This is a genomic window from Streptomyces sp. NBC_01481 (genome assembly GCF_026339995.1).
Lineage (GTDB): Bacteria > Actinomycetota > Actinomycetes > Streptomycetales > Streptomycetaceae > Streptomyces.
In genome coordinates this window covers 535,787-562,031 of the sequence record NZ_JAPEPT010000004.1, presented here as the reverse complement: position 1 = coordinate 562,031, position 26,245 = coordinate 535,787, and the positions used below count along the sequence as shown (strand labels likewise).

At 67.6% G+C, this 26,245-nt stretch carries 22 protein-coding genes; 14 read left to right on the top strand and 8 right to left on the bottom strand.

What is annotated here, in order from left to right; genetic code table 11:
- Positions 1-192: 192 nt before the first annotated feature.
- Positions 193-594 carry a DUF4234 domain-containing protein gene (locus OOK40_RS24250; RefSeq protein WP_266485697.1) on the bottom strand — a complete coding sequence of 134 codons (402 nt, stop codon included), beginning with the start codon at positions 592-594 and terminating at the stop codon, positions 193-195.
- Positions 595-985: 391 nt separating this feature from the next.
- Here OOK40_RS24250 and OOK40_RS24245 point away from each other — a divergent pair, with 391 nt between their 5' ends.
- Positions 986-2,212 carry a damage-control phosphatase ARMT1 family protein gene (locus tag OOK40_RS24245; RefSeq protein ID WP_266485696.1) on the top strand — a complete coding sequence of 409 codons (1,227 nt, stop codon included), beginning with the start codon at positions 986-988 and terminating at the stop codon, positions 2,210-2,212.
- On the opposite strand, the gene OOK40_RS24240 is transcribed toward OOK40_RS24245, so the two are convergent.
- Positions 2,196-2,852 (bottom strand): O-methyltransferase, encoded by a 657-nt coding sequence (locus OOK40_RS24240; RefSeq protein WP_266485695.1) that lies wholly within the window; start codon positions 2,850-2,852, stop codon positions 2,196-2,198. The genes OOK40_RS24245 and OOK40_RS24240 overlap by 17 nt on opposite strands.
- 66 nt (positions 2,853-2,918) lie before the next feature.
- On the opposite strand from OOK40_RS24240, the gene OOK40_RS24235 reads away from it, so the two are divergent.
- From OOK40_RS24235 to OOK40_RS24225, 3 genes are all read left to right on the top strand, one after another.
- Positions 2,919-3,548: a TetR/AcrR family transcriptional regulator gene (locus OOK40_RS24235; protein WP_266485694.1), complete on the top strand. Its 630-nt coding sequence runs from the start codon at positions 2,919-2,921 to the stop codon at positions 3,546-3,548.
- Between the two features lie 74 nt (positions 3,549-3,622).
- Positions 3,623-4,045: a hypothetical protein gene (locus OOK40_RS24230; RefSeq protein ID WP_266485691.1), complete on the top strand. Its 423-nt coding sequence runs from the start codon at positions 3,623-3,625 to the stop codon at positions 4,043-4,045.
- Positions 4,046-4,171: 126 nt separating this feature from the next.
- Positions 4,172-4,690: a DUF3592 domain-containing protein gene (locus tag OOK40_RS24225; protein ID WP_266485689.1), complete on the top strand. Its 519-nt coding sequence runs from the start codon at positions 4,172-4,174 to the stop codon at positions 4,688-4,690.
- A gap of 109 nt (positions 4,691-4,799) precedes the next feature.
- Here the strand turns inward: OOK40_RS24225 and OOK40_RS24220 are convergent, their stop codons facing one another.
- Positions 4,800-6,548, bottom strand: a complete 1,749-nt coding sequence (locus OOK40_RS24220; RefSeq protein ID WP_266485686.1) for a S8 family serine peptidase — start codon at positions 6,546-6,548, stop codon at positions 4,800-4,802.
- Between the two features lie 594 nt (positions 6,549-7,142).
- Here OOK40_RS24220 and OOK40_RS24215 point away from each other — a divergent pair.
- From OOK40_RS24215 to OOK40_RS24205, 3 genes are all read left to right on the top strand, one after another.
- Positions 7,143-8,342 (top strand): MAB_1171c family putative transporter, encoded by a 1,200-nt coding sequence (locus OOK40_RS24215; RefSeq protein ID WP_266485683.1) that lies wholly within the window; start codon positions 7,143-7,145, stop codon positions 8,340-8,342.
- A 219-nt stretch (positions 8,343-8,561) separates the two neighbouring features.
- Positions 8,562-9,746 carry an MAB_1171c family putative transporter gene (locus tag OOK40_RS24210; RefSeq protein ID WP_266485680.1) on the top strand — a complete coding sequence of 395 codons (1,185 nt, stop codon included), beginning with the start codon at positions 8,562-8,564 and terminating at the stop codon, positions 9,744-9,746.
- The gene (locus OOK40_RS24205) at positions 9,743-11,194 is read left to right on the top strand and encodes an FAD-dependent oxidoreductase (protein WP_266485675.1); all 1,452 of its coding nucleotides are present in this window, start codon (positions 9,743-9,745) and stop codon (positions 11,192-11,194) included. Before OOK40_RS24210 ends, OOK40_RS24205 begins: the two co-directional genes overlap by 4 nt.
- A 98-nt stretch (positions 11,195-11,292) precedes the next feature.
- Here OOK40_RS24205 and dnaK read toward each other — a convergent pair whose 3' ends face one another.
- Positions 11,293-13,176, bottom strand: coding sequence for a molecular chaperone DnaK (gene dnaK, locus OOK40_RS24200; protein ID WP_266485673.1), 1,884 nt, complete (start codon positions 13,174-13,176; stop codon positions 11,293-11,295).
- 361 nt (positions 13,177-13,537) lie between these two features.
- On the opposite strand from dnaK, the gene OOK40_RS24195 reads away from it, so the two are divergent.
- From OOK40_RS24195 to OOK40_RS24175, 5 genes are all read left to right on the top strand, one after another.
- Positions 13,538-14,533, top strand: coding sequence for an ABC transporter permease (locus OOK40_RS24195; protein ID WP_266485669.1), 996 nt, complete (start codon positions 13,538-13,540; stop codon positions 14,531-14,533).
- 40 nt (positions 14,534-14,573) lie between these two features.
- Positions 14,574-16,337, top strand: coding sequence for an ABC transporter substrate-binding protein (locus OOK40_RS24190; protein WP_266485667.1), 1,764 nt, complete (start codon positions 14,574-14,576; stop codon positions 16,335-16,337).
- Positions 16,338-16,448: 111 nt separating this feature from the next.
- A complete protein-coding gene (locus tag OOK40_RS24185; protein ID WP_266485665.1) occupies positions 16,449-17,459 on the top strand; it encodes an ABC transporter permease in 1,011 nt (336 codons plus the stop codon).
- Positions 17,456-18,559 carry an ABC transporter ATP-binding protein gene (locus OOK40_RS24180; RefSeq protein WP_266485662.1) on the top strand — a complete coding sequence of 368 codons (1,104 nt, stop codon included), beginning with the start codon at positions 17,456-17,458 and terminating at the stop codon, positions 18,557-18,559. Before OOK40_RS24185 ends, OOK40_RS24180 begins: the two co-directional genes overlap by 4 nt.
- A gap of 26 nt (positions 18,560-18,585) precedes the next feature.
- Positions 18,586-19,602 carry an ABC transporter ATP-binding protein gene (locus tag OOK40_RS24175; RefSeq protein WP_266485660.1) on the top strand — a complete coding sequence of 339 codons (1,017 nt, stop codon included), beginning with the start codon at positions 18,586-18,588 and terminating at the stop codon, positions 19,600-19,602.
- 50 nt (positions 19,603-19,652) lie between these two features.
- Here the strand turns inward: OOK40_RS24175 and OOK40_RS24170 are convergent, their stop codons facing one another.
- On the bottom strand, positions 19,653-20,492 hold the full coding sequence (locus OOK40_RS24170) for an alpha/beta fold hydrolase (RefSeq protein WP_266485656.1): 840 nt from the start codon (positions 20,490-20,492) through the stop codon (positions 19,653-19,655).
- A 122-nt stretch (positions 20,493-20,614) separates the two neighbouring features.
- Between OOK40_RS24170 and OOK40_RS24165 the strand changes: the two genes are divergently transcribed.
- Positions 20,615-22,117, top strand: a complete 1,503-nt coding sequence (locus OOK40_RS24165) for a DUF6056 family protein (protein WP_266485654.1) — start codon at positions 20,615-20,617, stop codon at positions 22,115-22,117.
- Here the strand turns inward: OOK40_RS24165 and OOK40_RS24160 are convergent.
- From OOK40_RS24160 to bla, 3 genes are all read right to left on the bottom strand, one after another.
- Entirely contained in the window at positions 22,092-23,069 is a 978-nt protein-coding gene (locus OOK40_RS24160; protein ID WP_266485651.1) for a glycosyltransferase family 2 protein, read from the bottom strand. The two genes, OOK40_RS24165 and OOK40_RS24160, sit on opposite strands and share 26 nt — an antisense overlap.
- A 170-nt stretch (positions 23,070-23,239) precedes the next feature.
- Positions 23,240-23,797, bottom strand: coding sequence for an HAD domain-containing protein (locus OOK40_RS24155; protein ID WP_266485648.1), 558 nt, complete (start codon positions 23,795-23,797; stop codon positions 23,240-23,242).
- 61 nt (positions 23,798-23,858) lie between these two features.
- The gene (bla, locus tag OOK40_RS24150; protein ID WP_266485646.1) at positions 23,859-24,779 is read right to left on the bottom strand and encodes a class A beta-lactamase; all 921 of its coding nucleotides are present in this window, start codon (positions 24,777-24,779) and stop codon (positions 23,859-23,861) included.
- 195 nt (positions 24,780-24,974) lie between these two features.
- Between bla and OOK40_RS24145 the strand changes: the two genes are divergently transcribed.
- Positions 24,975-26,051, top strand: a complete 1,077-nt coding sequence (locus OOK40_RS24145; protein ID WP_266485644.1) for an NAD(P)/FAD-dependent oxidoreductase — start codon at positions 24,975-24,977, stop codon at positions 26,049-26,051.
- The last annotated feature ends 194 nt before the right edge of the window (positions 26,052-26,245 follow it).

Below are 26,245 nucleotides of genomic sequence, written 5' to 3'. Positions count from 1 at the left end.
GCCCTCGCCCCGCGGGGCGGCTTCGGCGCCGGCAGCTCGCCAAGTGGTCTGTCGCACCTGGCTACTTGCATCGCCCACCACGAGGTAGCCCCCGAGCCGATGCGCGGACCGTGGTCTTGTGCGTCGACGAGCACCACCCGCTCAGCCTCCGGCTTGAGCGGGTGGTGCTCGATCGATCACCGCCGGGGCGTGTCAGACAGCCAAGGGGACGCGCTCGCCCTCTTCGAGGTGCTCGTACTGGGCCCAGATGCGGTTCATTTCTTGCTGGTAGTACAGCGGGTACAGGCCGAAGACAAAAATGAGAATGACCCCGATCCACGGATTACAGGTGGGTTGCATCCCGGCTGTACGTTGCATTCGCGCGATTCGCTCACCCGTGTTGTAAATCGACACGAACGGGGGCACGATCACCAGCCAACCCAGGGTGATGGCCAGAACAGCCATACCTGGCTTGACCTCAATACGCCCGTCGAAGTCACGAGCTTCGCGGTTCACCTTGAAGTACCAGACCAGGTGATAGATGCCCAACGTGATCAATGGCCAGACGAGCCATACCAGAAAAATGTTCCTGGTCTTGCCTACGACGCCGGTCATGAGTATCTCCGCTCCGGTGGAGGCGGTCCACAGCGACCACAGCAAGAGGTCCCGAAGGGACCGTTGCAGCTATTTCCTACTCATCCAGTCCATCACGACCGGTCCCGCTGCGCGCGTCGGCGAGGTCCGTCGACCAGCCACCGGCCGACTCCTCGCGATGGAACATCCTCAACGCGACCGCCACCCGCGCCTACGGCGCGCACGATGAGGCGACGGGGGCTGAATCGGCCCGGCGGCGCTGAGCACATGCCGGATCGGTCTCGTGGAACAGGAAGCGGGTGACGGAACACTCACCGTGAGAGTCATCCTCTGAACGAGCGCGGCGTACGGTGACGCCGCTCGCGTGTGCGTCCGCACCGTCCGAGGTATCCGCAGAAGGAGTCCGTCGAGCATGTCGCAGCCAAACCCCGCCCACGCGGGCGACGCCCCCGTCGTCGTAAGCAACATCGTGGGCTCGTTCGCCTGGGGCGTACTGCATGAGCGGCACCCCGCCCTGATCGAGCGCGTACGCAAGGCGACCGTCTATCCCGTACAAGCGCAGTACGCACTGGATGCCCTGCTGCGCGAGATCGCCGAGGGCGGCGTCATCGAGGCTCTCGACGACGCCGAACCGGATGCCGCTCCGTGGCGGCAGTGGGACGAGGGCCACATCGGGCGCCGCTGGGCAGACGTGCCGTTCCTATGGGCGGAGAGCTACTTCTACCGGAAGCTGCTGGCCGCGCTGGGTTACTTCGCGCCCGGGCCGTGGCAGGGCATCGACCCGTTCGCACCCTTCAAACGCGCCGAACTCATGGGTACGACCGTCGATTCGGAACTCGCTGCCCTCGACAAGACTCCCCGGCTGCCGAGAGCACAACAGGACACCGCACTGCTGCACGCGTCCCTGTGGGGGAACAGGGCCGACCTCGGTTTCCAACTGTCGACCGGCAATTCCGGTCTGGGCGAGCGCGTCACAGGGCTCGTCGTCGACGACACGGCCACGCTCTGGGAGCTGCTGGAGAACGGACGACCAGGCAAGGTATGCCTGGTCGCCGACAATGCCGGGCCGGAGCTGCTGCCCGATCTGGTGCTCGCCGACCATCTGCTCGCCACGGACCGCGCCTCGTCCGTGAGCCTGCACATCAAGCCGTATCCGTACTACGTCTCCGACGCCACCACGTCCGACGTGCTCGACTGCCTGGCACGTATGTCCGCGGCTTCCGGACGAGCCTCGCAAATCGGTGAGCGGCTGCGGCAGGCGGTGACCGACGGACGTCTCGTCCTGCGCGCCCATCCCTTCGCGTGCGCTCCACTCCCCTACACGGACATGCCGGTCGAGCTCCGGGAGGACTTCGCGTCTGCCACGTTGACCGTCATGAAGGGCGACCTGAACTACCGCCGACTCGTCGGCGACCGCCACTGGCCTGCCACCACTCCCTTCTCAGAGGTCACCGCGTACTTCCCCGGACCGGTCGCCGCGCTACGGACGCTGAAGTCCGACGTCATCACCGGCCTCGCCCCGAACACGCTGACGGAGCTGGAGGCAACAGGCGGCGCCTGGCGTACCAGCGGCACACACGCCCTCGTTCAAGTCGCGGTCATCGAGACCGCTCGGCCCGCCGTCAGAGGCGGCAGCTGATCTCCATGCCGTCCTCTACGGGGAACGTCACGCTCTGGTAGCCGTTCGCCGGGGAGCGAACGTAGTCGAGATAGGGCTGCAGACTGTTCAGGTCGACGTCGTCGGCGACGACAAGGGTGCCGGGCTTCATCTGCGGTTCGAGCAGGCGCAGTACGGGCAGACACAAGTCCTTCCAGCCGTCGAGCAGGACGAAGTCCGCAGAGCCGTCGATGCCGCTGAGAGTCTCGCGGGCGTCTCCCTCCAGCACCGTGATCACGTCGTCCAGACCGGTCTCGACGAAGGTGCTGCGGGCTGCGGCGATTTTGTCCCTGCTCAACTCCGTGGTGATGACGCGTCCGGCGCCGTTGTCCCGCACGGCGGCGGCCAAGTGCAGCGTGGAGATCCCGAAGGACATGCCGAACTCGATGACGGTGGCAGGTCGGACAGCCCGGACCAGGTTGTAGAGCAACTGCCCGCCGGCGGCGGAGATCGGCATGTAGATCTCTGCCGCGGCGTCGGCGTGTTCCTGCGGCGTTCCGAAGCCGCCGGGCCGCTGTGCCTGCACGCGGGCCGCCGTGGCTTCGTCGTGCGCGGCTTGCGCAAACATCTTGCTGAGGGCGACCTCGACCCGGGGGTCGGCGAGTGTGTGAGTGATCGTCATAAACGCTAGAATAGACGCACCGTTGCGTTGAGTCTAGAGTCGCTAACCTGAGACCAGGGAGGCGACATGGGACCCGCAACAGGAACCGCCGAGGACAGCTCCACCAGCCGGCCAGGGCGGGGGCACCACGGCAACCGGCACGGGCGCAGCGAAAAGGCCCGGCAGGCGATCCTGGAGGCGGCCGACGACCTGCTCGCCGAGAAGGGCTTCGCGGGCCTCACCATGGAGGGCATCGCGGCGAGAGCCGGTGTCGCCAAACAGACCATCTACCGCTGGTGGAACACCAAGACCGATGTCCTTGTCGACGCTTTCCTGCAGGACATGACCGAGGAGCTGATCCCGCGCGATCACGGCGACATCGCCCTCGACCTACGCGCCCATCTGCGTCAACTGGCCTGTTTCCTCGGCCAGTCCGACTCCGGAGCCGTCTTCAAGGCCCTGATCGCACAGGCGCAGCACGATCCGGCGTTCGCAGAGGACTTCCGGGCCAGGTACCTCGACGAACAGCGGCGCCGCGACCGGCTGCCTCTGGAACGCGCCGTACGACGGGGCCAGCTGCCCGCCGACCTCGACCTGGCGGCCGAGACCGACCAGCTCGTAGGCCCCCTCTACTACCGCGTCCTGGTGACGGACGAGGCGATCGGCCAGGACTTCACCGACCGACTGGTCGACGCCTTTCTCCGCCGCACGCAGTGACAACACGCTCTGGTGGGCGTCCAGCAACTGATTACATGAAGAGCGCAGACAGGAAGCAACGGGGTGGAGGGTGCGTGCACCAGAGCGAGGATGAGATTCTGGCCGAGGAGCTTGCAGCTGTGGCTGCGTTTGCTGGGGGTGGAGGTCGCTTGACCAGGTTCGTGGCCAAGCTGATGAAGAAGAACGTTCTGGAGATCGACCTGGTCGTCCCCCTGCCCTTCGAAGAGGCCGTCGAGTACGTCGTCCATGTGCTCGGACGAGCGGGGCGAACAGTCGATCCCGTGCCGGTGGAACCTGGCCCGGACCAACAGACGATCCGTGTTCTTGCCCGCGGCGGGTATGGCGGCATGAACCCTGTCCTGGTCACTGCGGTCGTGACAAACGGCGAGGAGACCAAGTCGGAGGTCAGGCTTCGTGCGGCTGCCAAGGAAGGCTTGATCAAGCAGCGGGCGGGCGAGCAGACCGCCACCCACCTTGCGGCGTTGCTGGCCAAGTAGACCGCAGATCATGGCTTGTGAGTACCCGCAATGGGAACCGCCGCTCCCCCGCTTTCCATCTTCACAGGCGTCGTCGGCCCGGCGTGCAGGGTTTGCGGGGCCGGCCTGTCAGTAGGAGGATGCGAGATGTCTGCTGAGGATGGGGCTTCCGGGCTTGTATTCGGGACGCTCGGGCTGCTGTTTGCCGCCCTCGGGATCGGAATGCTCGTCTGGATGGTGCGACGGGCTGCGGAGTACAAGCGGACCCTGAGCGAAGGGCTGGTGGCCGAGGCTCAGTGTCTGGACACGTTCGTTGTGCACCGCCGTTCGTCGGACGGGCACAGGCACAGCCAGCGGCGTCTGATCCTCGGGTTCCGGACGTCGGACGGGCGGGATGTGCGGGCCGAGATCGCCTCGCAGCAGCCTTATGCAGCAGGGAACATCGTGCCCGTGCGGTATCTGCCGCAGCGCCCCGAGCGGGCGGTGCCTGCCGGGGCGTCGCCCGGGCTGGGAGTCGCCTCGTGCCTCGCCGTCGGGGTGCTGGTCGTCTTCACGTCCATGGGCCTCTTCTTCGCCGCGATCGGCTTCGGTCTGGCCGTGTTCACGGACTCGCCGACCGATGACGGCGGGACCAGTCCCGGGCAGTACTGGACTTCCGAACCCTAGGTTCTGCCCAGCGGCAAGCCTGACGACCATGGAGTCGCCGGCGGTCGGAACCGGGTCCCGGGGGAACCTCGAACAGTTCCACCCGGGACCCTGTGACGCGCGTGTGCCCCTAGAAGGTCAGGTTCCAGGCGTCGATCTTGCCGATGTCCTGGGAAGCCACGTCACTGACGCGCAGCTTCCACGTTCCCGCCGCCACTTCCGAAGAGGCGTTCACCGCGTACGTCTTGGCGACGTTGTCGGTGCCGTCGTTGTTCGGGAAGTCCTCGAGGGTGTAGACCGTGCCGTCCGGGGCCACCAGGGACAGCACGAGGTCGCCCCGGTAGGTGTGCTTGATGTCCACGCCCACCTTGAGCGTGGCCGGTGCATTGCCGCTGACGCCGGTCACGGTGACCGGGGACTCCACCGTGCTGTTGTCGGCGATGGCGACATCGGCGGTGTTCTCGAAGTACGCGCCGGGCGGCGGGGTGCCGCCGACGGCCTTGAGCGCGTCGACCTGGCCCTCGCCGAAGAAGCTGTTGACGGCGGTCGTGCCCGTGCAACGGCTGTCGGAGGGGCAGGCAGTGTCGGTGGCTTGGGACGACAGCCTGGCCCGCAGGTCGGCCGGCGTGGCGGCAGGGTCGGTGCTCGCCAGCAGCGCCGCCACACCCGCGACGTGCGGGGAGGCCATCGAAGTGCCGTTCATGGTGCCGTACTTGCCGCCGGGCAGCGTCGAGTAGACACCGGATGCGCCGTCGCCGCCCGGGGCCGCGACGTCGATGATGTTCCGGCCGAAGTTGGAGTACGAGGCCTTGACGTTGCCGTTGCCCATCGCCGCGACGGTCACCACGCCCGGCAGTTCGGTGGGGATGTCGATGCAGGCGTTGGTGATGGTGCGGGTGACCGGGGTGGAGTCGTTCGGGCTCGAGGTGTCGGTCCGCTTGTTGGCCAGGTCGTAGTTGGAGTTGCCCGCGGCCGCGATCTGCAGCGAGCCCTTGTTTTCCGCGTACTCCTGCGCCCGCTTGACGCCCTCGATGATGGCCGCCTGGTCGGCGTTGTCCGGGCAGTTGAACATCCACGGGTCGGTGTAATAGCTGTTGTTGGTGACCTTGAAGCCGTGGTCACCGGCCCACATGAACCCGCAGACGGTGTTCTCGGCGAAGAACATGCTGGTGTTCGGTTCGGCGATCCGGACCGAGGAGATCTTCACGCTCGGCGCGACGCCGATGACGCCCTTGCCGTTCTTGGCGGCCGCGATCGTGCCTGCCACATGCGTGCCGTGATCGCCGAAGGGTCGCCAGGCGCCGGTGCGGGTGTCCGCCTTGCCGTACGCGCAGGAGACGGAGTCGGCGGCGTCGAAGTTCGGCGCGATGTCCTGGTGAAGGTCGTCGACGCCGGTGTCGAGGACGCCGACCTTGACGGCCGAGGAGCCCGTGGTGACGGCCCAGGCCTTGTCGGCCTTGATCTGGGTCATGTCCCAGCGGTTGGACTCGGTGAGGGTGGTCGTGGCCTGCGTGGGAGTCGCGGGCAACGCGGGGTTGTACGCATCGGCCGGTACGTCCGAGGTCCGGGTGGCGCCCACCATCTGGACGCCGCTGACGCCGCGCATGGTGCCGGCGAAGGCCGAGGAGCTCGAGTGCGCGACGATCACGCCGATCGCCTCGTAGTTCGCGAAGACCGTGCCGCCGTTGCTCGTGATGGCCGTCCGTACGGCCGAGCTGTCGCCCGGCGCAGTGATGACCAGGTAGGCGCGGGTACCTGCGGCCCACGCGGCGGGGGACGTTACGGAGGTCGCTGAGGTCTCGGACGCGATCGGGGCGGCGTGCGCCGCCCCGAGGGGAGTCGCGAACACGACGGCCGCTCCAAGGGCGGCAGCGGCCACGACCGAGCGTCTCAGTCGGCTGGATATGAGGGTATGCAAGGCATCCTCCGAGAGCCCGGTGGCGCTGGTGGCGCCTACCGGGCCGAGTGTGGGAAGTGGTGAACGCAAGATGTCAGAAATCGGCCCCGCATGGGAAGAGTTCGATCACACAAGTGCCCTTGCAGGAAGGGTGATTGGCCGCGAATCCGCCGTCCTGCAAAAACGGTGCACGAGGTTCCGGTGCGATCGGGGGCCCGGCTTCGATGGTGAGCGTCTGAGCGCCGGACTCCCGTCGACGCGCATATGTCCCTCCATCTCACCCCTATCCGCATACGAACCCCCTCAGGCTCTTGCATCGTCCCAAGATGATGTTTGTCGGAAGGTGACACGTGAGAGATCATCGTGCTCGGCAACGTCAAGTAGGCCAGAAGCAAAGGAAACGGCGCCGCCGGGCGACGATCCGTCTTTCTTCCGGGCCGCGTGCAGGGCGCCATTGCAGGACGTGGACTCCGGTTGGAGGCTGCATCGTTGACGACGGCTATGGACGGGGAGACCGGTGAGCAGAGGGGGCGGATTCAAGCTTCCCCGGGGCGCCGCGAGCTCCGGGGCTGAGGCATGAACGGGACGGACTACTACTATCCCGCTGCAGCTCTGGGCATCGCGTTCGCCGCCAAGGTGCCTGCGCTGTGGCACGGGTGGCGCAATCCCCTTGTGCGCTCGGTGTGCGCACTGATCCTGATGGCCGGCGCGGGGTTCTTCTTCGCCGCGCCGCCCACGATCACGGTCGTCAACCGCGTCATTGGCATCCCCAACGTCTCCGCGCCGTTGGTCTACGCCATCTTGTGCGCCTTCAGCTGTGCCTCTCTGGTACTGCTGGTGAACTGGCGCGGCGGCCCTACGGAAAGAATCCGTCGCACCGTTCGCGTCTGGATCGCCGGCTACAGCGTTGTCATCGTGGCTCTGTTCGTCCTGTTCGCGCTGGGAGACGCTCCCGAGGAGCGACTGCGGGACCTCGACACGCACTACGCCACGACGCCCTACATCCGCGAAATGATCCTGGTCTACCTGGCCGGTCACACGGTGGCCGCTGTCATGGTGACGGCACTGTGCTGGCGCTGGTCGCGCAAGGTAACCCGGTGGCTGAGGGCGGGCCTGGTGGTTCTGGTGGTCGGGTTCCTGCTCAACCTCGGCTTCGGCATCGCCAAGTTCATAGCGGTCATTGCCCGGTGGACCGGAAACAATCTGGACGTCTGGAGCACAAACATCGCGCCACCGGTGGCTTCCACCGGGGCATTGCTGACCACTGTGGGCTTCCTGCTTCCGCTCATGGCGCCCCGACTGTCGGAGACCTGGGACGCCTGGCGTGCCTACCGATGGCTCGGGCCTCTCTGGCGCGAGCTGCGGGCCACATCAAGCGGCTCCACCGTGCCTCTGCGGCTGTCCCGCTGGTCGTCGCTGGATCTGCGCGTGACGCACCGAGAGGCGGCGATCTACGACATGCTGCTCGTCCTGGCCCCGTACTTCGACACCACGGCACGCGTCAGGGCCTACGACGCAGCGCTGGAGCGAGGCAAGTCCGCCGAGGACGCAGAGGTCATCGCCGTGGCCGCGATGGTGGCCGTCACCCTGCACGCCGGTCTCCGCCAGGAGCCGCACCCATATGAGACTGCGTCGGAGGCTTCCGGGGCTGGCCTGAGCGCGGCGATCGGCTCGGGCCGCCGGCATCTGGCTCGGGTGTCGCGTGCCTTCGCGACGTCGCCCGTCGTAGCCGCTGCCCGTCGGCCGGCAGCCAGTCCCGAAGGTCTGTCCGTATGAGACGGCCCAAGGGCGCGCCCCGCGCCGGCGGACCGCGATTTCCGATGCCGACAGGCCTCGTCTTACTGAACGCGCAGCGCCGGGCGGCGTCGTGAGGACAGTCACGACGAGTGTGGTCCGGCCAGTAGCCCTGGCACCATTCAGGCAACGCCCCACCGGCCAAGCAGGACAGGGCAGTTCGTCTCATCACCTACGATTCGCGGAGGAGGTCGGCCGACCATGGAGGGCTTGAGCTTCTACATACCGGGCGCGGTGATGCTCACGGCTTTTCTCCTGAAGCTGCCCGCCCTGCGCCGGAACCCCGACGACACACTCTTGCGCTCGGTGTCCGGCCTGCTCCTGGTCGCCAGCTTCGTCTTTCTCTTCGCCGCACCGTCCACGATCGCGGCCGTGAACCGCATCACCGGGATACCGAACTTCTCCGCACCGCTGGTCTACTGCATCCTGACCGCGTTCAGCGGCGCCTGCCTGGTCCTCGTCATCAACTGGCGGGGCGGGCCTCCCGAGCAGACCCGACGCACCTCCCGCCTCAGCATTGCGGCCTACAGCCTCGTGGTCGTGGCACTGATCGTCCTGTTCGCGCTCGGGGACGCGCCGGTGGAACGGCTGCGGGACCTGGACACGTACTACGCCAACACGCCGTTCATCCGCGAGATGATCGTCCTGTATCTGCTGGCCCACACGGTCGCGGCCGTCGTCATGACGGTCCTGTGCTGGCGGTGGTCACGGCGCGTCGGGCGCATGCTGCGGTACGGACTGAGGCTGATCGTCTTCGGCTATCTGCTCAACCTCGGCTTCGACGGCGTCAAGTTCGCCGCCATGGGAGCCCGCTGGGCAGGCCGCGACTGGGACGGGCTCAGCACCTACGTCGCCCCGCCCCTGGCGCAGGTGTCCGCACTCCTGATCGGCACCGGCTTCGTTTTCCCCCTCATCGGTCACCGGATCAGCGTCGGCTGGAGCACCGCCGTGCGCTACCGGCGGCTGGGGTACCTGGCCCGCGCGCTGAACAGCGCGGCCAGCTCCATGTCGGCAAGCGTGACCATCGGGCGATGGGCGTCGCTGGACCTGCGCCTCATGAAACGCGAGGCCGCCATCCACGACCGGATTCTCGCCCTGACGCCCTACTTCGACCACAGCATCCACACCGACACGTACGCGGCAGCGCTGGCGCAAGGACAGACAGACGATCATGCACAGAGGCTGGCGGACGCCGCCATGATCGCGGCGGCCAGCACGGCACAGGCAGCGAACCCGGGCCGGAACAACCTCGCCACGCCCGAGAGTGCCCGGCAGCCGTCCAGGACAGCGGACGATCTCGTGCAGATGTCCCATGCCGTGCGCCGCTCGCCACTCGTCCACGAAGCGTGCCGCCGCGCGGCCCTGACTGAGAGCAGCACCCCATGAGCGAACCTTCCAGACCCCGCCGGGCCGGCGCCCCCCGCCGGGCCGTGGTGATCGGAGGAGGGCTCGGCGGCATGCTCGCCGCCGTGGCCTGCAGTTCCCACGTCGACGAAGTCACCGTCGTGGAACGCGACCTGCTGCCCAGTCGGCCCGCCCCGCGAAAGGGTCTCCCCCAGGCACGCCACGCCCACATGCTGTGGTCCGGTGGAGCCGACGCCATCGAGACCCTCGTCCCGGGCGTGATGGCCCAGCTGCGCGCCGCAGGCGCCCGGCGCATAGCCCTGCCCACCGACATGGTGTCCCTGTCGCCGGAGGGCTGGTACCGGCGCTGGCCCGAATCGCACTATCTCATCGCCTGCAGCCGAGACCTCCTGGACTGGGCGATACGCGACCGGGTCCTGCGCGACAAGCGCATCCGGGTACTGTCCCAGGCCGAACTGCTCGGCCTGACCGGCAGTGCGGGGCGCGTTGACGGAGTCCGCGTCCGGCCGGCGGACGGATCCGAGCAGGCCCTGGACGCCGACCTCGTCGTCGACGCCAGCGGCCGCTCCTCCCGCGGTCCGCACTGGCTGAAGGACCTCGGGGTCGGCCCCGTACGCGAGCTCACCATCGACGCGGGCGTGGTGTACGCGAGCCGGGTCTACCGGGCCCCGAAGGGCACCGAGGCATTCCCGGTCGTCAATATCCAGGCCGATGCCCGACTCCCCCAGCCGGGACAGGTCGCCACGATCATCCCGATCGAAGACCAGCGATGGCTGGTGAGCCTCTCAGGCACCCGCGGCGGTGAGCCCACCGACGACGACTCCGCCTACCTCGACTTCGCCCGTGGCGTCCGGCATCCCCTGGTGGGTGACATCCTCTCCCGGACCGAGCCCCTGAGCGACATCGTCGTGACGCGCAGCACCATCAACCGGCGCCGCCTCTTCGAGAAGCTCAAGAAGGCCCCCGAAGGCTACGTGGCGATCGGCGACGCGGTCGCCGCCCTCAACCCCGTCTACGGGCACGGCATGTCCGTCGCCGCGCTGGGCGCCCTCGCACTGCGCGCCGAGCTCCGGCGGACAGGAATCTCCGCCCCGGGCCTGGCCGGCCGGGCCCAGCGCGCCATCTCACGGCCCACGAGTGCGGCGTGGACCCTCGCCACCGGACAGGACATCTACTTCCCGGACTCGCGCGGCAAAACCCCCAACGCAGTCGACCGGCTCCTGAGCCGCTACGTCAACCGGCTCATCGAGACGGCCACCGGCTCCTTCTACATGGCCAAGGCGCTCAGCGACGTCATGACGCTACAGGCCGGTGTCGAGCGCCTGGTCCGCCCCGGTGTGATCCTCTCGGCCCTGCGCGGTCCCCGCAGACCGCAACTGGAGAAGCCGCCCCTCACCAACGAGGAACTCGCGGCGCTGGAACCCGGCGACCGCGATTCGGGCGCCACGCCGGTCGCGGAGAACCGCTGAGTCGGACCGCGGTTCGGCGACCACCTCCTGCGCGGGCGCAGGAGGTGGTCGCCGATGTCGCTGCGGGCCGGGGAAGCCATGAACGTCATCCGGGCGGTTCATCCCGCGCTCCCCTCCTGCTTGTCGTCGTCGACGATCTCGGCGTCGACGACCTCGTCCTCAGCCTTGTTCTGCTCCTGGGCCTTGGCCTGCTCGCCGGCGGGGGTGCCGGAGGCGGGGGCGCCTTCGGCCTGCGCCCTGGCGTACATCGCCTGGCCGAGCTTCTGGCTGACCGCGGCGACCTTCTCGGTTGCCGTGCGGATCTCGGCCGTGTCCTCGCCCTTGAGCTTCTCCTTCAGCTCGGTGAGCGCGGTCTCGACCTCGGTCCTGACGTCACCGGGGACCTTGTCCTCGTTGTCCTTGAGGAACTTCTCGGTCTGGTAGACGAGCTGCTCGCCCTGGTTGCGGGACTCGGCGGCCTCGCGGCGGCGGTGGTCCTCCTCCGCGTGCCGCTCCGCTTCGCGGACCATCCGGTCGATGTCGTCCTTCGGCAGCGAGGAGCCGCCGGTGACGGTCATCTTCTGCTCCTTGCCCGTGCCCAGGTCCTTCGCGGTCACGTGCATGATGCCGTTGGCGTCGATGTCGAAGGCGACCTCGATCTGCGGGACCCCGCGCGGGGCCGGCGGCAGACCGGTCAGCTCGAACATCCCGAGCTTCTTGTTGTACGCCGCGATCTCGCGCTCGCCCTGGTAGACCAGGATCTGCACGGACGGCTGGTTGTCCTCGGCCGTCGTGAAGATCTCCGAGCGCCTGGTCGGGATCGTGGTGTTGCGCTCGATCAGCTTGGTCATGATGCCGCCCTTGGTCTCGATACCCAGGGACAGCGGGGTCACGTCGAGGAGCAGGACGTCCTTGACCTCACCCTTGAGCACACCCGCCTGCAGCGAAGCGCCGATGGCGACGACCTCGTCGGGGTTCACACCCTTGTTGGCGTCCTGGCCGCCGGTGAGCTCCTTGACGAGCTCGGTCACGGCGGGCATCCGGGTCGAGCCGCCGACCAGAATCACATGGTCGATGTCGCTTACCTTGATCCCCGCATCCTTCACCGCGCTGTGGAACGGGGTCTTGCAGCGCTCGAGCAGATCCTCGGTGAGCTGCTGGAACTGAGAGCGTGTGAGCTTCTCGTCCAGGTGCAGCGGCCCCTCGGCCGACGCGCTCAGATACGGCAGGTTGATGTTCGTCTCGGTCGCCGCCGACAGCTCGATCTTCGCCTTCTCGGCGGCCTCACGCAGCCGTTGCGTGGCCATCTTGTCCTTGGACAGGTCGATGCCGTACGCGTTCTTGAACTGCTTGGCCAGATAATCCACGATGCGCTGATCCCAGTCGTCACCGCCCAGGTGCGTATCGCCATTGGTGGCCTTCACCTCGACGACCCCTTCGCCGATCTCCAGCAGCGACACGTCGAAGGTGCCGCCGCCGAGGTCGAAAACCAAAATGGTCTGGTCGTTCTCCTTGTCCAGGCCATAGGCCAGCGCGGCCGCAGTCGGCTCATTGATGATGCGCAGCACCTTCAGGCCCGCGATCTCTCCGGCCTCCTTGGTGGCGGTGCGCTGGGAGTCGTTGAAGTACGCCGGGACAGTGATGACGGCGTCCGTCACGTCCTCGCCCAAGTACGCCTCGGCATCGCGCTTGAGTTTCTGGAGTACCCGGGCGGAGATCTCCTGCGCCGTGTAGCGCTTGCCGTCGATGTCGCCACGGTCGGGAAAACGCCAGTCCGCGTCGCCCATGTGTCGTTTGACCGACCGTGCGGTGCGCTCGATGTTGGTGACCGCCTGCCGCTTGGCGACCTCACCCACCAGTACGTCGCCGCTCTTCGCGAACCCGACCACCGACGGGGTCGTGCGGGCGCCCTCGGTGTTGGTGATGACGGTGGGCTCACCGCCCTCCAGAACGCAGACCACCGAGTTCGTCGTTCCCAGGTCGATACCTACCGCGCGCGCCATGGCCTTCTCCTCACCCAGCCGTCCGTGCAGGTCACAGGTGCTCTCACCTGCCGATATGGAGCAAACCTCCTCAGATCCTGCTTAAGACGTCATCGTGCGCCTGTCAAGATGTCCTCGTTCAGGGCATATAGGCCACCCTGCCGCTCCGACCCCCTCGTGCCGTTGGGCGCGCCGCTGGTTAATCTTCTCCCCTTTTATTTACATCTCTATTGTCTAATTCGACCTATAATGAGGCGTTCTGATCCGCCCTGGTCTGGCGACCCTTCGGACCGGTGCTGGATGGATGATCACCGCCCACCGGGCCATCGTCCGTCACGGCTGCACCTGGAACCGGTCACCACCGGACAGGGGGTGCACGGCCATGACGGCCCCCATCGAGGTCACCGGCTCAGCCGCCGAGGCGCAGCCGGAGTCCGTGCTGTCCGGGATGGGCGAGGCGATCGAGGGCCGGTCGCTCGGGCAGATCGCATGGATGCGGTTCAAGCGCGACAAGGTCGCGGTCGCGGGCGGCATCGTCGTTCTCTGCCTGATGGTGCTGGCAGTCTTCGCCAAGGTCATCGAATCCGTCTTCAAGCTTGATCCGAACGCCTTCCACCAGAATCTGATCGACCCGGTGTTGCTCAGGCCGAAGGGAGCCTGGGGCGGGATCAGCTGGGACCATCCCCTCGGCGTCGAGCCGCAGTTCGGCCGCGACCTCCTCGCGCGGATCATCGAAGGCGCATGGGTGTCGCTGGCGGTCGCGTTCGGCGCGACCGTGCTGTCGGTGACCCTCGGCACGGTGCTGGGCGTGGCCGCCGGCTATTACGGGGGCTGGGTCGACACCGTGATCAGCCGCCTCATGGACGTCTTCCTGGCCTTCCCGCTGCTGCTCTTCGCGATCGCGCTGTCCGCGTCGCTGCAGGGCGGCGCCTTCGGACTGCACGGGCTGACGCTCCATATCAGCGTGCTGATCTTCGTGATCGGTTTCTTCAGTTGGCCCTACATGGGCCGCATCATTCGCGGCCAGACGCTTTCGCTGCGCGAGCGCGAGTTCGTCGACGCTGCACGCACCCTCGGCGCCCGGGGGCCGCACATCCTGTTCAAGCAACTGCTGCCGAATCTCGTCGCACCGATCATCGTCTACTCGACGCTGCTGATCCCGACGAACATCCTCTTCGAGGCCGGTCTGAGCTTCCTCGGCGTCGGCATCCAGCCGCCGCAGGCGTCCTGGGGCGGCATGCTCAACCAGGCCATCAGCCTCTACCAGGCGGATCCGTGGTTCATGCTGGTCCCGGGTCTGGCGATCTTCATCACTGTCCTGGCATTCAACCTGCTCGGCGACGGACTCCGGGACGCCCTGGACCCGAGGAGCAAGTGATGCGCGTACCGATTCCCGTCTCAGGCGAGGGGAGCTCGTCATGAGGACATCAAAGTCCACAGTCGTTCTTGCGGGGGCCGCAGTCGCGGCGCTGGTTGTGTCAGGGTGCGGCGGAGGCAATGGCGGTGGCGGATCGTCGGAGAAAGCCCCCGCCTACAACGCCGGCATCACCGGCGTGGTCAATCCCTCCGACCACGAGGGCGGGACGGTGGCGTACCAGCTGTCGAGCACACCGGACTCGATGGACCCCGGCAACACCTACTACGCCTTCATGTGGGACTTCTCCCGGATCTACGCGAGGGCGCTGACCACCTTCCAGCCGGCACCCGGCAACGCCGGTCTGAAGCTCGTGCCGGACCTCGCGGCGGAGCTCGGCACGCCCAGTGACAACGGCAAGACCTGGACGTACCACATCCGTCCGGGCCTGAAGTTCTCCGACGGCACTCCGATCACGACCAAGGACGTCAAGTACGCCATCGAGCGCAGCAACTACGCGCCCGAGGTCATGTCCAACGGGCCCACGTACTTCAACGCGTATCTGGTGAACAACACCCCCGAGTACCAAGGGCCGTACAAGGACAGGACCGGCGACCTGAAGTCCATCGAGACGCCTGACGACACCACCATCGTCTTCCGCCTCAGCCAGCCGTTCGCGGACTTCGACTACCTGGTAAGCAGTCCGCAGACGGCTCCGGTCCCGCGGGCCAAGGACACCGGCTCGGACTACGTGAAGAATGTGATCTCGTCCGGCTCGTACATGTTCCAGAGCTACCAGGACGGCAAGGGCGCAACGCTGGTGAAGAACCCGCAGTGGAGCGCGGCCTCCGACCCGATCCGCAAGCAGCTCCCGGACAAGATCACCGTCCAGTTCAACATCGCCCAGACCACGATCGACCAGAACCTGATCGCCGGTAACGCGACGCTGGACATCGCGGGCGCAGGCATGGCGGCGCAGACCCAGGCCACCGTCCTCACCAACCCGACCCAGAAGGGCCACGTCGACGACGCGCAGAATGGCGCCCTGGCCTATGTGGCGATATCCACCGCCGTGAAGCCGTTCGACAATGTTCACTGCCGTAAGGCGATGGAGTACGCCATCGACAAGGTCTCCGCGCAGACGGCGACCGGCGGCGACATCCGCGGTGACATCGCCACGACGATCCTGCCGCCCACGGTCTCCGGTCATGTCACGTACGACCTGTACAAGACCCCTGGCTACAAGGGAGCGAACTCGCCGGAGGGACTCGCCGCGGCCAAGAATGAGCTCAGCCAGTGCGGTCACCCGAACGGCTTCTCCACCAACCTCTCCGCCCGGGCCGACCGGCCCAACGAAGTCGCGATCGCCCAGGCCGTCCAGGCATCGCTCAAGAAGATCGGGGTCAACGTCGGCATCCAGCAGTACCCGTCGGGCAAGTACTTCACCGACAACGCCGGCGCTCCCGCGTTCGTCCACTCGCACGGTCTCGGCCTGATGATGATGGCGTGGGCCGCCGACTGGCCGACCGGTTACGGCTTCCTCCAGCAGATCATCGACGGCACGGCCATCAAGGCGTCCGGCAACAGCAACCTGTCCGAACTGAACGATCCCGCCATCAACAAGATGCTCGACGCTGCCATCGGCAACACCGACAACTCGGCCCGCATCAAGGCGTGGGGTGACATCGACAAGGCAGCGATGCAGCAGGCGCCCCTGGTGCCTCTGCTGTACCGCAAGGGCCCGCTCTACCGCCCGGCCAGCGCGACCAATGTGTTCGTCACCCCGGCCTACGGCATGTACGACTACCTGAACGTCGGCGTCAAGTAGCCCGTGGCGGACGCCCGGACCGTTCCGGAACTTCAGGAGCTGAGGAGGTGAAGGGCGAGGCGCCTGCCGACCGGGCCGAGGTCCGGCCGGCAGGGGCCGCGCCGCCCGACCGTGGGTGCGTACATCATCCGGCGCCTAGCGGCGGCGGTGATCCTGCTGTTCGTCGTAACGGCCATCACCTTCGCGATCTTCTTCCTGGTGCCCCGGCTGGCCGGCGAGACCAGCACCCAGCTGGCGGCTCAGTACGTCGGACGCGACCCCAGTCCCGAGGCGCTGGCCGCCGTCCAGAAGAACCTGGGCTTCGACCAGCCGCTGTACACGCAGTACTGGCAGTTCGTGCGCGGGATCTTCGCCGGCCGCACGTTCCACTACGGGCCGGACGCCTCCTACTGCCCGGTGCCCTGCTTCGGTTACTCGTTCAAGAGCCACCTGCCGGTCTGGCCGCAGATCACCGAACGCATCCCCGTGACGCTGTCGCTGGCCGTGGGGGCGGCGATCATCTGGCTGGTCAGCGGTGTGTCGATCGGCGTGCTGTCGGCGCTCAAGCGCGGCTCGATCTTCGACCGGCTCTCCATGGGCATCGCGCTCGCAGGCGTCTCGCTGCCGATCTTCTTCACCGCGCTGGTTTCGCTCGCACTGTTCAGCTACAAGTGGCCGATCTTCCCGAACCTGCAGTACGTGCCCTTCACCTCGGACCCGCTGATGTGGGCGAAGAATCTGGTGTTGCCCTGGGTCACCCTCGCCTTCTTGTACTCGGCGCTGTACGCCCGGCTCACCCGGGCAGGCATGCTGGAGACGATGAGCGAGGACTACATCCGCACCGCACGGGCCAAGGGCCTGAGCGAACGGACGGTGGTCGTCAAGCACGGTCTGCGCTCCGCGCTCACCCCGATCATCACGATCTTCGGCCTCGACATGGGTCTGCTGCTCGGCGGCGCCGTACTCACCGAGACCGCCTTCTCCCTGCCCGGCGTCGGGCAGTACGCGGTGCAGGCGATCACCGACAACGACCTGCCGAAGATCATGGCCGTGACCACGCTGGCCGCCTTCTTCATCGTCGTGGCCAACCTCGTGGTGGATGTGCTCTACGTCGCCGTCGACCCCCGGGTGAGGTACTCATGAGCCGCAAACCTCACGAACACACGCCGACGGAGGCGCCCATCGGCGGTGTGGAGGCGGGCCGCGGCGCCCCGCCCGGTACCGGCTTTCTCCAAATACGCGACCTGCGCATCCACTTCGACACCGACGACGGCCTGGTCAGGGCCGTGGACGGCATCTCCTTCGAGCTCGAGCGCGGCCGGACGCTGGGGATCGTGGGCGAGTCCGGCTCCGGCAAATCGGTGACCTCACTGGGCATCATGGGCCTGCACCGCACGCTCAAGGCCAAGATCTCCGGCGAGATCTGGCTGGACGACGAAGAACTCATCTCCGCCCCTCCCGAACGCGTGCAGCACCTGCGGGGCCGCAAGATGGCGATGATCTTCCAGGACCCGCTGACCGCGATGCACCCCTTCTACACAATCGGCGCCCAGATCACCGAGGCCTACCGGGTGCACCACCCGAAAGCGAGCCGCAAGGAGGCCCGCCTACGGGCGGTGGAGATGCTCGAACGGGTGGGGATCCCGCAGCCCGCCACCCGCGTCGACGACTATCCGCACCAGTTTTCCGGCGGTATGCGCCAACGCGCCATGATCGCCATGGCTCTGGTCAACGACCCCTCGCTGCTGATCGCGGACGAGCCGACGACCGCGCTCGACGTCACCGTCCAGGCGCAGATCCTGGACCTCATCCGCGAGCTGCAGCAGGAGTTCGGCTCCGCGGTGATCATCATCACCCACGACCTGGGGGTGGTGGCCGAGTTGGCCGACGACATCCTGGTGATGTACGCCGGCAAGTGCGTGGAGAAGGGGCAGGCCAAGCAGCTGTTCACGGCGCCCGAGCATCCGTACACCTGGGGCCTGCTGGGCTCGATGCCGCGCATGGACCGCGAAATGCAGGCGCGGCTGATCCCGATCGCCGGGAACCCGCCGAGCCTGATCAGACTGCCGCGCGGATGCGCGTTCCACCCGCGCTGCCCCTTTGCCGACCGCAACGGTGACAAGTCCCTCACGGAGGTCCCCGAGCTCACCGACGCGTCGGGCACCGGCCATCTCGTGGCCTGCCATCTGCTGCCGGAGGAACGGCGCCGGATCTTCGTCAAGGAAGTGGCGCCCCGGCTGTGAGGCCGGACGAAGGAGGTGGAGGACTCATGGGCTCCCCGCAGACCACCGATCACGAGCCCCTGCTGAACGTCCAGGGGCTGGTGAAGCACTTCCCCATCACCCAGGGCCTGCTGCGCCGTCAGGTCGGCGCGGTGCGGGCGGTGGACGGCATCGACTTCAGCGTGCTGCCCGGGGAGACGCTGGGCGTGGTCGGTGAGTCGGGCTGCGGCAAGACCACGACCGGGCGGCTGATCATCCGGCTCCTCGAGCCCACCGCAGGGAAGATCGAGTTCGAGGGGCACGACATCACGCACCTGTCGCCGGGCGCGATGCGGCCCCTGCGCAAAGACATCCAGATGATCTTCCAGGACCCGTACTCCTCCCTCAACCCCCGGCACACGGTCGGCACGATCGTCGGCGCCCCCTTCCGGCTGCAGAAGGTGGAGACGGAGCACGGAGTGAAAAGCGCCGTCCAGGACCTGCTGGAACTGTGCGGGCTCAGCCCCGAGCACTACAACCGCTACCCGCACGAGTTCTCCGGCGGCCAGCGGCAGCGCATCGGCGTGGCCAGGGCGCTGGCACTGCGGCCGAAGATGATCGTGGCCGACGAGCCGGTCTCGGCGCTGGACGTGTCCATCCAGGCCCAGGTGGTCAACTTGCTGGACGATCTCCAGGAGGAGCTGGGCCTCACCTACGTGATCATCGCGCACGACCTGTCGGTCATCCGGCACGTCTCCACCCGGGTGGCGGTGATGTACCTGGGAAAGGTGGTGGAGATCGGCGGCAAGGAGTCGCTGTACAGCGGGCCCATGCACCCCTACACGGTGGCACTGATGTCCGCGGTCCCCGTCCCGAACCCCGAGCGCCGCACCAAACGCGAACGGATCCTCCTCACCGGCGACGTGCCCTCGCCCGTGAACCCACCGCCCGCGTGTCGTTTCCACACCCGCTGCTGGAAGGCGCAGGACATCTGCCGGATACAGGAACCGCCGCTGCGAGAGCTGAAGTCGGGACACTTGGTGGCCTGCCACTTCCCGGAGAACATCTCTGGGGAAGCCGACTAGGGAGTGCCCGGTGGGTCGCGATCGAGTGGTTGACGCGCAGTCGCGGCCGCCTATCCCAGGAACGCCGCGGTGGTGGCCACGAACCGGTCGGGATCGTGGAGCCACGGGAAGTGTCCGGCTCCGGGCTGAATGACGAGCTCGGCGTTCGGGAACAGCCCGGCGAACTCGGCCATGGCGGGAGGCGGAGAATTCAGATCGCCCTCTCCGGCGAGCAGCAGCACCGGCGCCTCGAACAGTGCGAGCGCAGCCCGGGTGGCTTCCGGGTCATAAGCGCCTTCGGCGCCGAAGGCGGCCGCCGCCTCCATGTTCTTCTGCCCGGCCTCAGCAGCCTGATGGGCTTGTGCCTCCTCGTCCCAGCGGCCGTAGGCGAAGGGCGCGATGGCCTGCCAGGAGTCGTCCGTCGCCTTGCCGGCAACGATCGCCTCCAAGGCCGCGAACGCCGCGGGGAACCACGGCTCGTCCTTGTGGAGCTGCGCAGTCTCGCGCCGGACGTCTCCTGAAACCGCGACCCCGACGGCCATGGGACCCGGCGTGATCAACGCGAGCTTGCTGACGCGTTCCGGGTGGCGTTCCACATACAGCGCGGCCAGATTCGCGCCGCCGGAATGCGCGAGCAAGTCCATGTTCTCCAGGCCGAGGTGCTCGCGCAGAGCGTCCACGTCATCGACATGGTGGTCGCAGCGGTAGGAGGCGGCGTCCTCGGGTGTCGCGGACTGGCCGGTGCCCCGGAGATCCAGCATGATCAACTGCCGGTGCGCGGAAAGGCCGCCGAGGTCGCGGAGGTACGCGGAGGCCTGCATCGGCCCCCCGGGCAGGCAGACCACAGGAGCGCCGCGTCCGGACACGTGGTAGGCAAGCTCGGTTCCGTCAGGGGCGGAGAAGGTAGGCATGGCCAAGACCCTGTCAGCAGCCTTCGGACGGAGCAACTGGGTTGCCCCTGGCAGTGGAACGCCACATCCCGGAATCGCCTCTAGGGATTCGCACCAGTCGTTTCCCGAAAGGCAATGTTGATATGGCCGTCGACGCATCGAGCGTCACACAAGAGCGGGACCACGAGTCGCGTGATGAGCGAGGTATCGGCGGCCGAGGCACCTCGTCGTCATGGCGGACCGCCTGGCCCCTGGCTCTGTCACTGCTGCCGCTCGGTCTGCTCGTCATGGCGTCGTGGATCGGCCGGCACGTGCGCCCGAGTGCGGACGAGTGGTGCTTCCTTCCGAGCGTGCGCGACCACGGCATATCCGGGCTGATCGGAAAGTTCTACTTCACCGACAACGGACGGGTCGGCAACGGTCTGCTGGTGGGTCTCTACGCCCGGTTCCCGGTCGCGGGGCACCAGTGGTTCGGGCTGATCAGCGGCGTGCTCATGCTGGCGCTGCTGTGGGCGCTGGCCGCTCAACTCCTGCGCAGGGCAGACCTGGAGGTGCCGCGCGGTCTCCCACTGCTCGTTGCGTCCATGATCACCGCGGTGTTCCTCTTCGCGACCCCCAATACCTACAAGACGTTCTACTGGCCCGCGGCCTCCGTCTCGCACACCGTCGCACCGGTGCTCGCCTGTGCTGTCGTCCTCCCGCTGCTGCGCGCAGGTGGCCGCCGCAGCCGTATGTCCGCCCTGGCCGTCGTGTTCACGGCAGGCGTCTTCATGGGCACGCTCTCCGAGGAGGCGTCCGTGGTCGCACTGGTGGTGCTGTCCTGTGTGGTGCTGTTCGCGCACCACGTCTTCGCGGTGCGGGTCAGGGCGTTCGTACGGCGCTGGTCGCTGCTCGGGATGGCCGGCGTCGTCGTCGGCACCGTCGTGCTGATGACGTCTCCCGGTTCACGCAACCGCCGCGAGCACTACGGCGCCGACCGCGCGTCCATGCTCGCCCCCGAATCGCTGCTGGGCTCCCTGCGCGGGTTCGGACAGATCCTCGAGACGATCCTGACCACCTGGCAGTACACCGGAGCAGTCGCCGCCGGCGTACTCCTCGGCCTGCTGGCACGCGGCCGCGCCCGGCGGCCCGCGGCCCTGCTCCCCTGCCGCCCTGTGCTGCTCACCAGTCTCGGCGCTGCGGCCTTCCTGGTCTCCGGCTACCTGTGCACTGTCATCACGTACCCCGTCTTCGGAGCAGACGTCGTGACGACGGAACGCACATGGAACGACTACCTCCTGCTCTACGTGATGCTGCTGGTCGGCGCCGGTGCCTTCATCGGGCGCTCACTTCGGCAGCATGTGCGCCGTACGGGCGTGGCGTCCTTTGCGGCCGCGGCGGTGTGCGCCGCGGCCGTGCTGGGACTGGTCGGCCCGCTGAACGGGCTCGGGGACGCGATGCAGGTACGGGCCGAGAAGTGGGACCGCCAGGACCGGTATCTGCGCGAGCAGGCGGCACACGGCGCCAAGGTCGCGCCGTACACGCCGGTTTCGGTAGCCCAGATGCTGGAGCCGTTCAGCAACCAGGGCCGCAGGATCTGGCCGGCGCAATGTGTCGCCGACTACTACCACCTGGACAAGGTCACTGACGCGACGCAGCGTCCGTGAGCTCGCGGGCGGAGGCGGCCGCGTGGGAGGTGTCGGTCTCCCGGACCACATAGTGGGGCCGCCTCTTCGCCTCGTGGTAGATGCGGCCGACGTACTCGCCGATGACACCGAGCGTGGCGAGCTGGATGCCGCTGAGGGCGACGATGGCGGTGATCAGAGTCGCGTAACCGGGGGTGTCCACACCGTCGAGCAGGACGTTCGCGATGATCCACAGTGCGTAGCCGACGGCGGACAGGAACAGCCAGAGTCCGGTGTGGATCGCCATGCGCAAAGGGCGGCTGTTGAAGGAGAGCAGCCCGTCGATGCCGTAGTTGAGCAGATGCCGGCCGCCCCACTTGGACTGCCCGGCCGCCCGCTGCACATTCTCGTAGGTGAAGCTGACAGTGTCGAAACCGATCCAGGAGAAGAGCCCCTTGGAGAACCGGTTGCTCTCCGGCAGGGAGAGGACGGCGTCGACGGCACGGCGCGACAGGAGCCGGAAGTCGCCTGCCCCGTCGACGATTTCGACCTCCATGAACCGGCGCACGAGACCGTAGTACGCCCGGCTGAGCGTCCTGCGGACAGGGCCTTCTCCGGCCCGGTCGCGCTGGGCGATGACCTGGTCGAAGCCGTGCCGGTGCAGCTCCAGCATGCGCGGCACGAGCTCCGGAGGATGCTGCAGATCGGCGTCCATGAGGACGACCACTTCGCCGCATGACATCCTCAGCCCGGCGAGCATCGCTGCCTCCTTGCCGAAGTTACGGCTGAAGGAGGTGTAGCGCACGCGGGGGTCGGCGGCCGCAAGGTCCAGGAGGTGGATACGGGTCCGGTCGCTGCTGCCGTCGTCGACGTAGCAGATCTCGAAGACCGTCCCGGTGGGCTCGAGAGCGGCGACAAGTTCCGCGTGAAAGGCGCCGATCACCTCACTCTCGTTGAAGCAGGGTACGACGACCGATGTATGGACCGTTGTCATCTCTCTCCATGCGCTGAGGTGCTGGGCGGGCTGCGTAGCGGTGCAACTCGTCGCGTATGGAGGATGGTCGGCGGGCCGCAGAGGTTGCCTCCCCCCACTCACCGTGGGCCCCGATGCCATCACGGAGAGAGTGTTCGGCGTGCGCCGAACACTCTGCCTCTCGGGCGGCCTTACGTCACGCCACGCGATGTCGGCGTCCCGTGAGTCCCTCGCAGCCACTCGTCGAGAGCGGCGAAGTCCGCGTCGCTGAGGCCCTGGCGAGGGTCGACACAATGAAGCAGGGCCCGTCCTCGATGGTGTGTCGACACCCAGAGCCGATCCGTGTCAGTGATCTCGTCGTCGACCCAGACGAATGAGCGCCCAGCGGCCCAGTCGACGAGGGCGCGGGTTTTCCAGTGCAGCCCTTTCCTCGCGTCCCGCTCATCAGCCTCGGACGGCTCCGGCCAGATCACCGCCGGCAACTGCGGCAGCCCGATCCGCGGGGCGATGCACTCGTTCGCGTCGCCCATCCATGTCGTGGCCCAGACCAGTTCGCACGGCAGCGCCGTCAATCGGGGTCCGTGCTCGGGATTGATCCTGGCCACAAGTGGATGGGAGTCGGCGCCCAGTGGGTCGGAACCCGAGTGATAGGTCGGATACCCGTCCGGATACCGCTCCGGCGCGCCGAAGGGAATGAGTGGTCCGTCCACGTCGAGGAAGAGCAATGGGCTCTGGGCAGAACCGGTCACGACCGCACGATATCTCGGGCCCGGTGCTCCAACGTGGGGCGCCGGGCGCCCGCCGCCCCCGTCATGCGAGTGCTGCCGCCAGCAATTCCGCGGTCTTGGCGACGAGCGGTTCGTCCGCCGGTGAGCGGGCGTCGTGCTTGGTGGAGAGGACGGCCAGCACGATGGGTGCCCCGTCGGGCGTCCAGGCGACGCCGACGTCGTTGGTGGTCCCGTAGTCGCCTGTGCCCGTCTTGTCCGCGAGGGTCCAGTCCTTGGGGAGGCCTGCGCGGAAGCGAGACCCGCTGGTGGTGTTGGCGAGCAGCCATGCGGTCAGCTGCTGCCGGTCCCGGGGCGCGAGTGCGTTGCCGAGTACGAGCCGGGCGTAGGTCCGCCCGATGGCGCCCGGGCTCGTGGTGTCTGTCACGCGCCATGGTTCGGCCGAGTTCAGCTTGGGCTCCCACCGGTCGAGCCGGGTCGTCCGGTCCCCGATCGAGCGGCAGAAGCAGGTGACGGCCGTCGGGCCACCGAGTTCGTGGAGCAGGAGGTTCGCCGCGGTGTTGTCGCTGTATTCGATGGCGGCCGCGCACAGTTCGCGCACTGTCATGCCGTTTGCCAGGTGCTCGGGCGTGCCCGTGATGGGGGCATAGCCGGAGTCGGCGACATCTTTCTCGGTGTACCGGATGCACTTGGCGAGGAATTCGCCGTGCCGGTCGAGGTCTCTGAGGACGGCAGCGGCGGCAATCGTCTTGAAGACCGAGCAGATCGGAAAGAGCTCGTCCGCGCGGTGCAGGACGCTCCTGCCGGTGACCGTGTTGCGCGCGAAGACACCGAGCCGAGCGGAGTGCTCCCGTTCAAGGTTGCCCAGGGCCCGGGAAATGTCGTCCCCCGCGCCGGGCGGCACCGCCGAGGCCTGAGCGTCCGTGGACACAGCAACAGCCAGTGCCGTCGCGGCACCCAGGGTCAGAATTGCGCGGCGGCTCGGGCGCGTTGTGAAGCTCTCCAAGATCACTCTCTCCTCTGACGACGACCAGCGTTCGTAGATCCAGACAAGCCCGGCAGTTCCTTCGGTTCCCCCAGAGGCGCCATGTGACGTCATTACGCCCCCGCTGGCCGAGACCCGTCACCTCATACCGATTCCTCCTTGCTGAAACGGCAAGGAACATTGCCGTGCCCATCGCGTCGGACGCAGGGTGTCGGCATGACTGAGATGAACAAGCGAGACATCGCTGATCTGGATGTTGTGGTGGTCGGGGGCGGCGTGGCCGGGCTGTCGGCGGCGCTGACTCTGGCCCGGGCCAGGCGTTCGGTGCTGGTGGTCGACTCCGGGGAACCGCGCAACGCTCCCGCCTCCGGGGTTCACGGATTCCTCTCCCGGGACGGCCTCGCGCCGGGCGAGCTGTTGCGGGCCGGCCAGGAGGAGGTCACCGGATACGGCGGGCAGATCGTGCCGGATCTGGTCACCGGCGCCCGTCGTACCGGCGAACGCTTCGTCGTCGACACAGCGAGCGGCCGGAGTTACGGCGCGCGGCGTCTGCTGGTGACCACAGGGCTGGTCGATGAGCTTCCCGACGTCCCCGGCCTGCGCGAGCTGTGGGGCCGTGACGTACTGCACTGCCCGTACTGCCATGGCTGGGAGGTGCGCGACACGCCGATCGGTGTGCTGGCGACCGGTCCGGGGGCAGTGCACCAGGCGTTGTTGTTCCGGCAGTGGTCGGCGGATGTGAGCGTGTTCCTGCACACCGCGGGCAACCCGGCCGAGGAACAGCGGGAGCAGCTGGCCGCGCGCGGTATCGCCGTGGTCGACGGCGAGGTGGTCGGGCTCGATGTCGACGACGACCGTCTCACCGGAGTGCGGCTGGCTTCGGGTACGCGTGTGCCCGTGCGGGCCCTGGCGGTGGCGCCGCGCTTCGAGGCGCGCGGTGACGTGCTGTCGGGTCTTGGCCTGGCAGGCGTGGAACACCCCCTGGGCGTGGGCAGTTACGTGGAATCGGACGCGAGCGGTTTCACCGGCGTCCCGGGAGTGTGGGTGGCGGGCAATGTCACCGACCTCATGGCCGGTGTCGCCGTGGCCGCGGCCTCCGGTGTGCAGGCAGCGGCGGCGATCAACGCGGACCTCGTGACCGCCGATACCGCGGCGGCGGTCGCCCGCCGCGCGGCCACTCAGGACCAGACCTTCAGCCCGGCCGCGGAGGCTGCCAACTGCGAGCGAGTCGTGGGCGACACCCGCCCCGGCATCGAAGCCCTGCTCCGCCCCGGACACCGCTCCCACGACTGAATCTGGCTCGGCGCTGTCTGCGACAACCCGCACCATGAAAGGACTGCACCATGCCTCATTCCCGCCACGATTCGGGACGCGGCGCCGGGCCCGACACGGTCAGACCGTGGCGAATTGCCTGTCCCGAGGCGGACCTTGACGATCTGCGCAAGCGGCTGCGCGGCACGCGGTGGCCCGAGCCCGCGATCGCACCC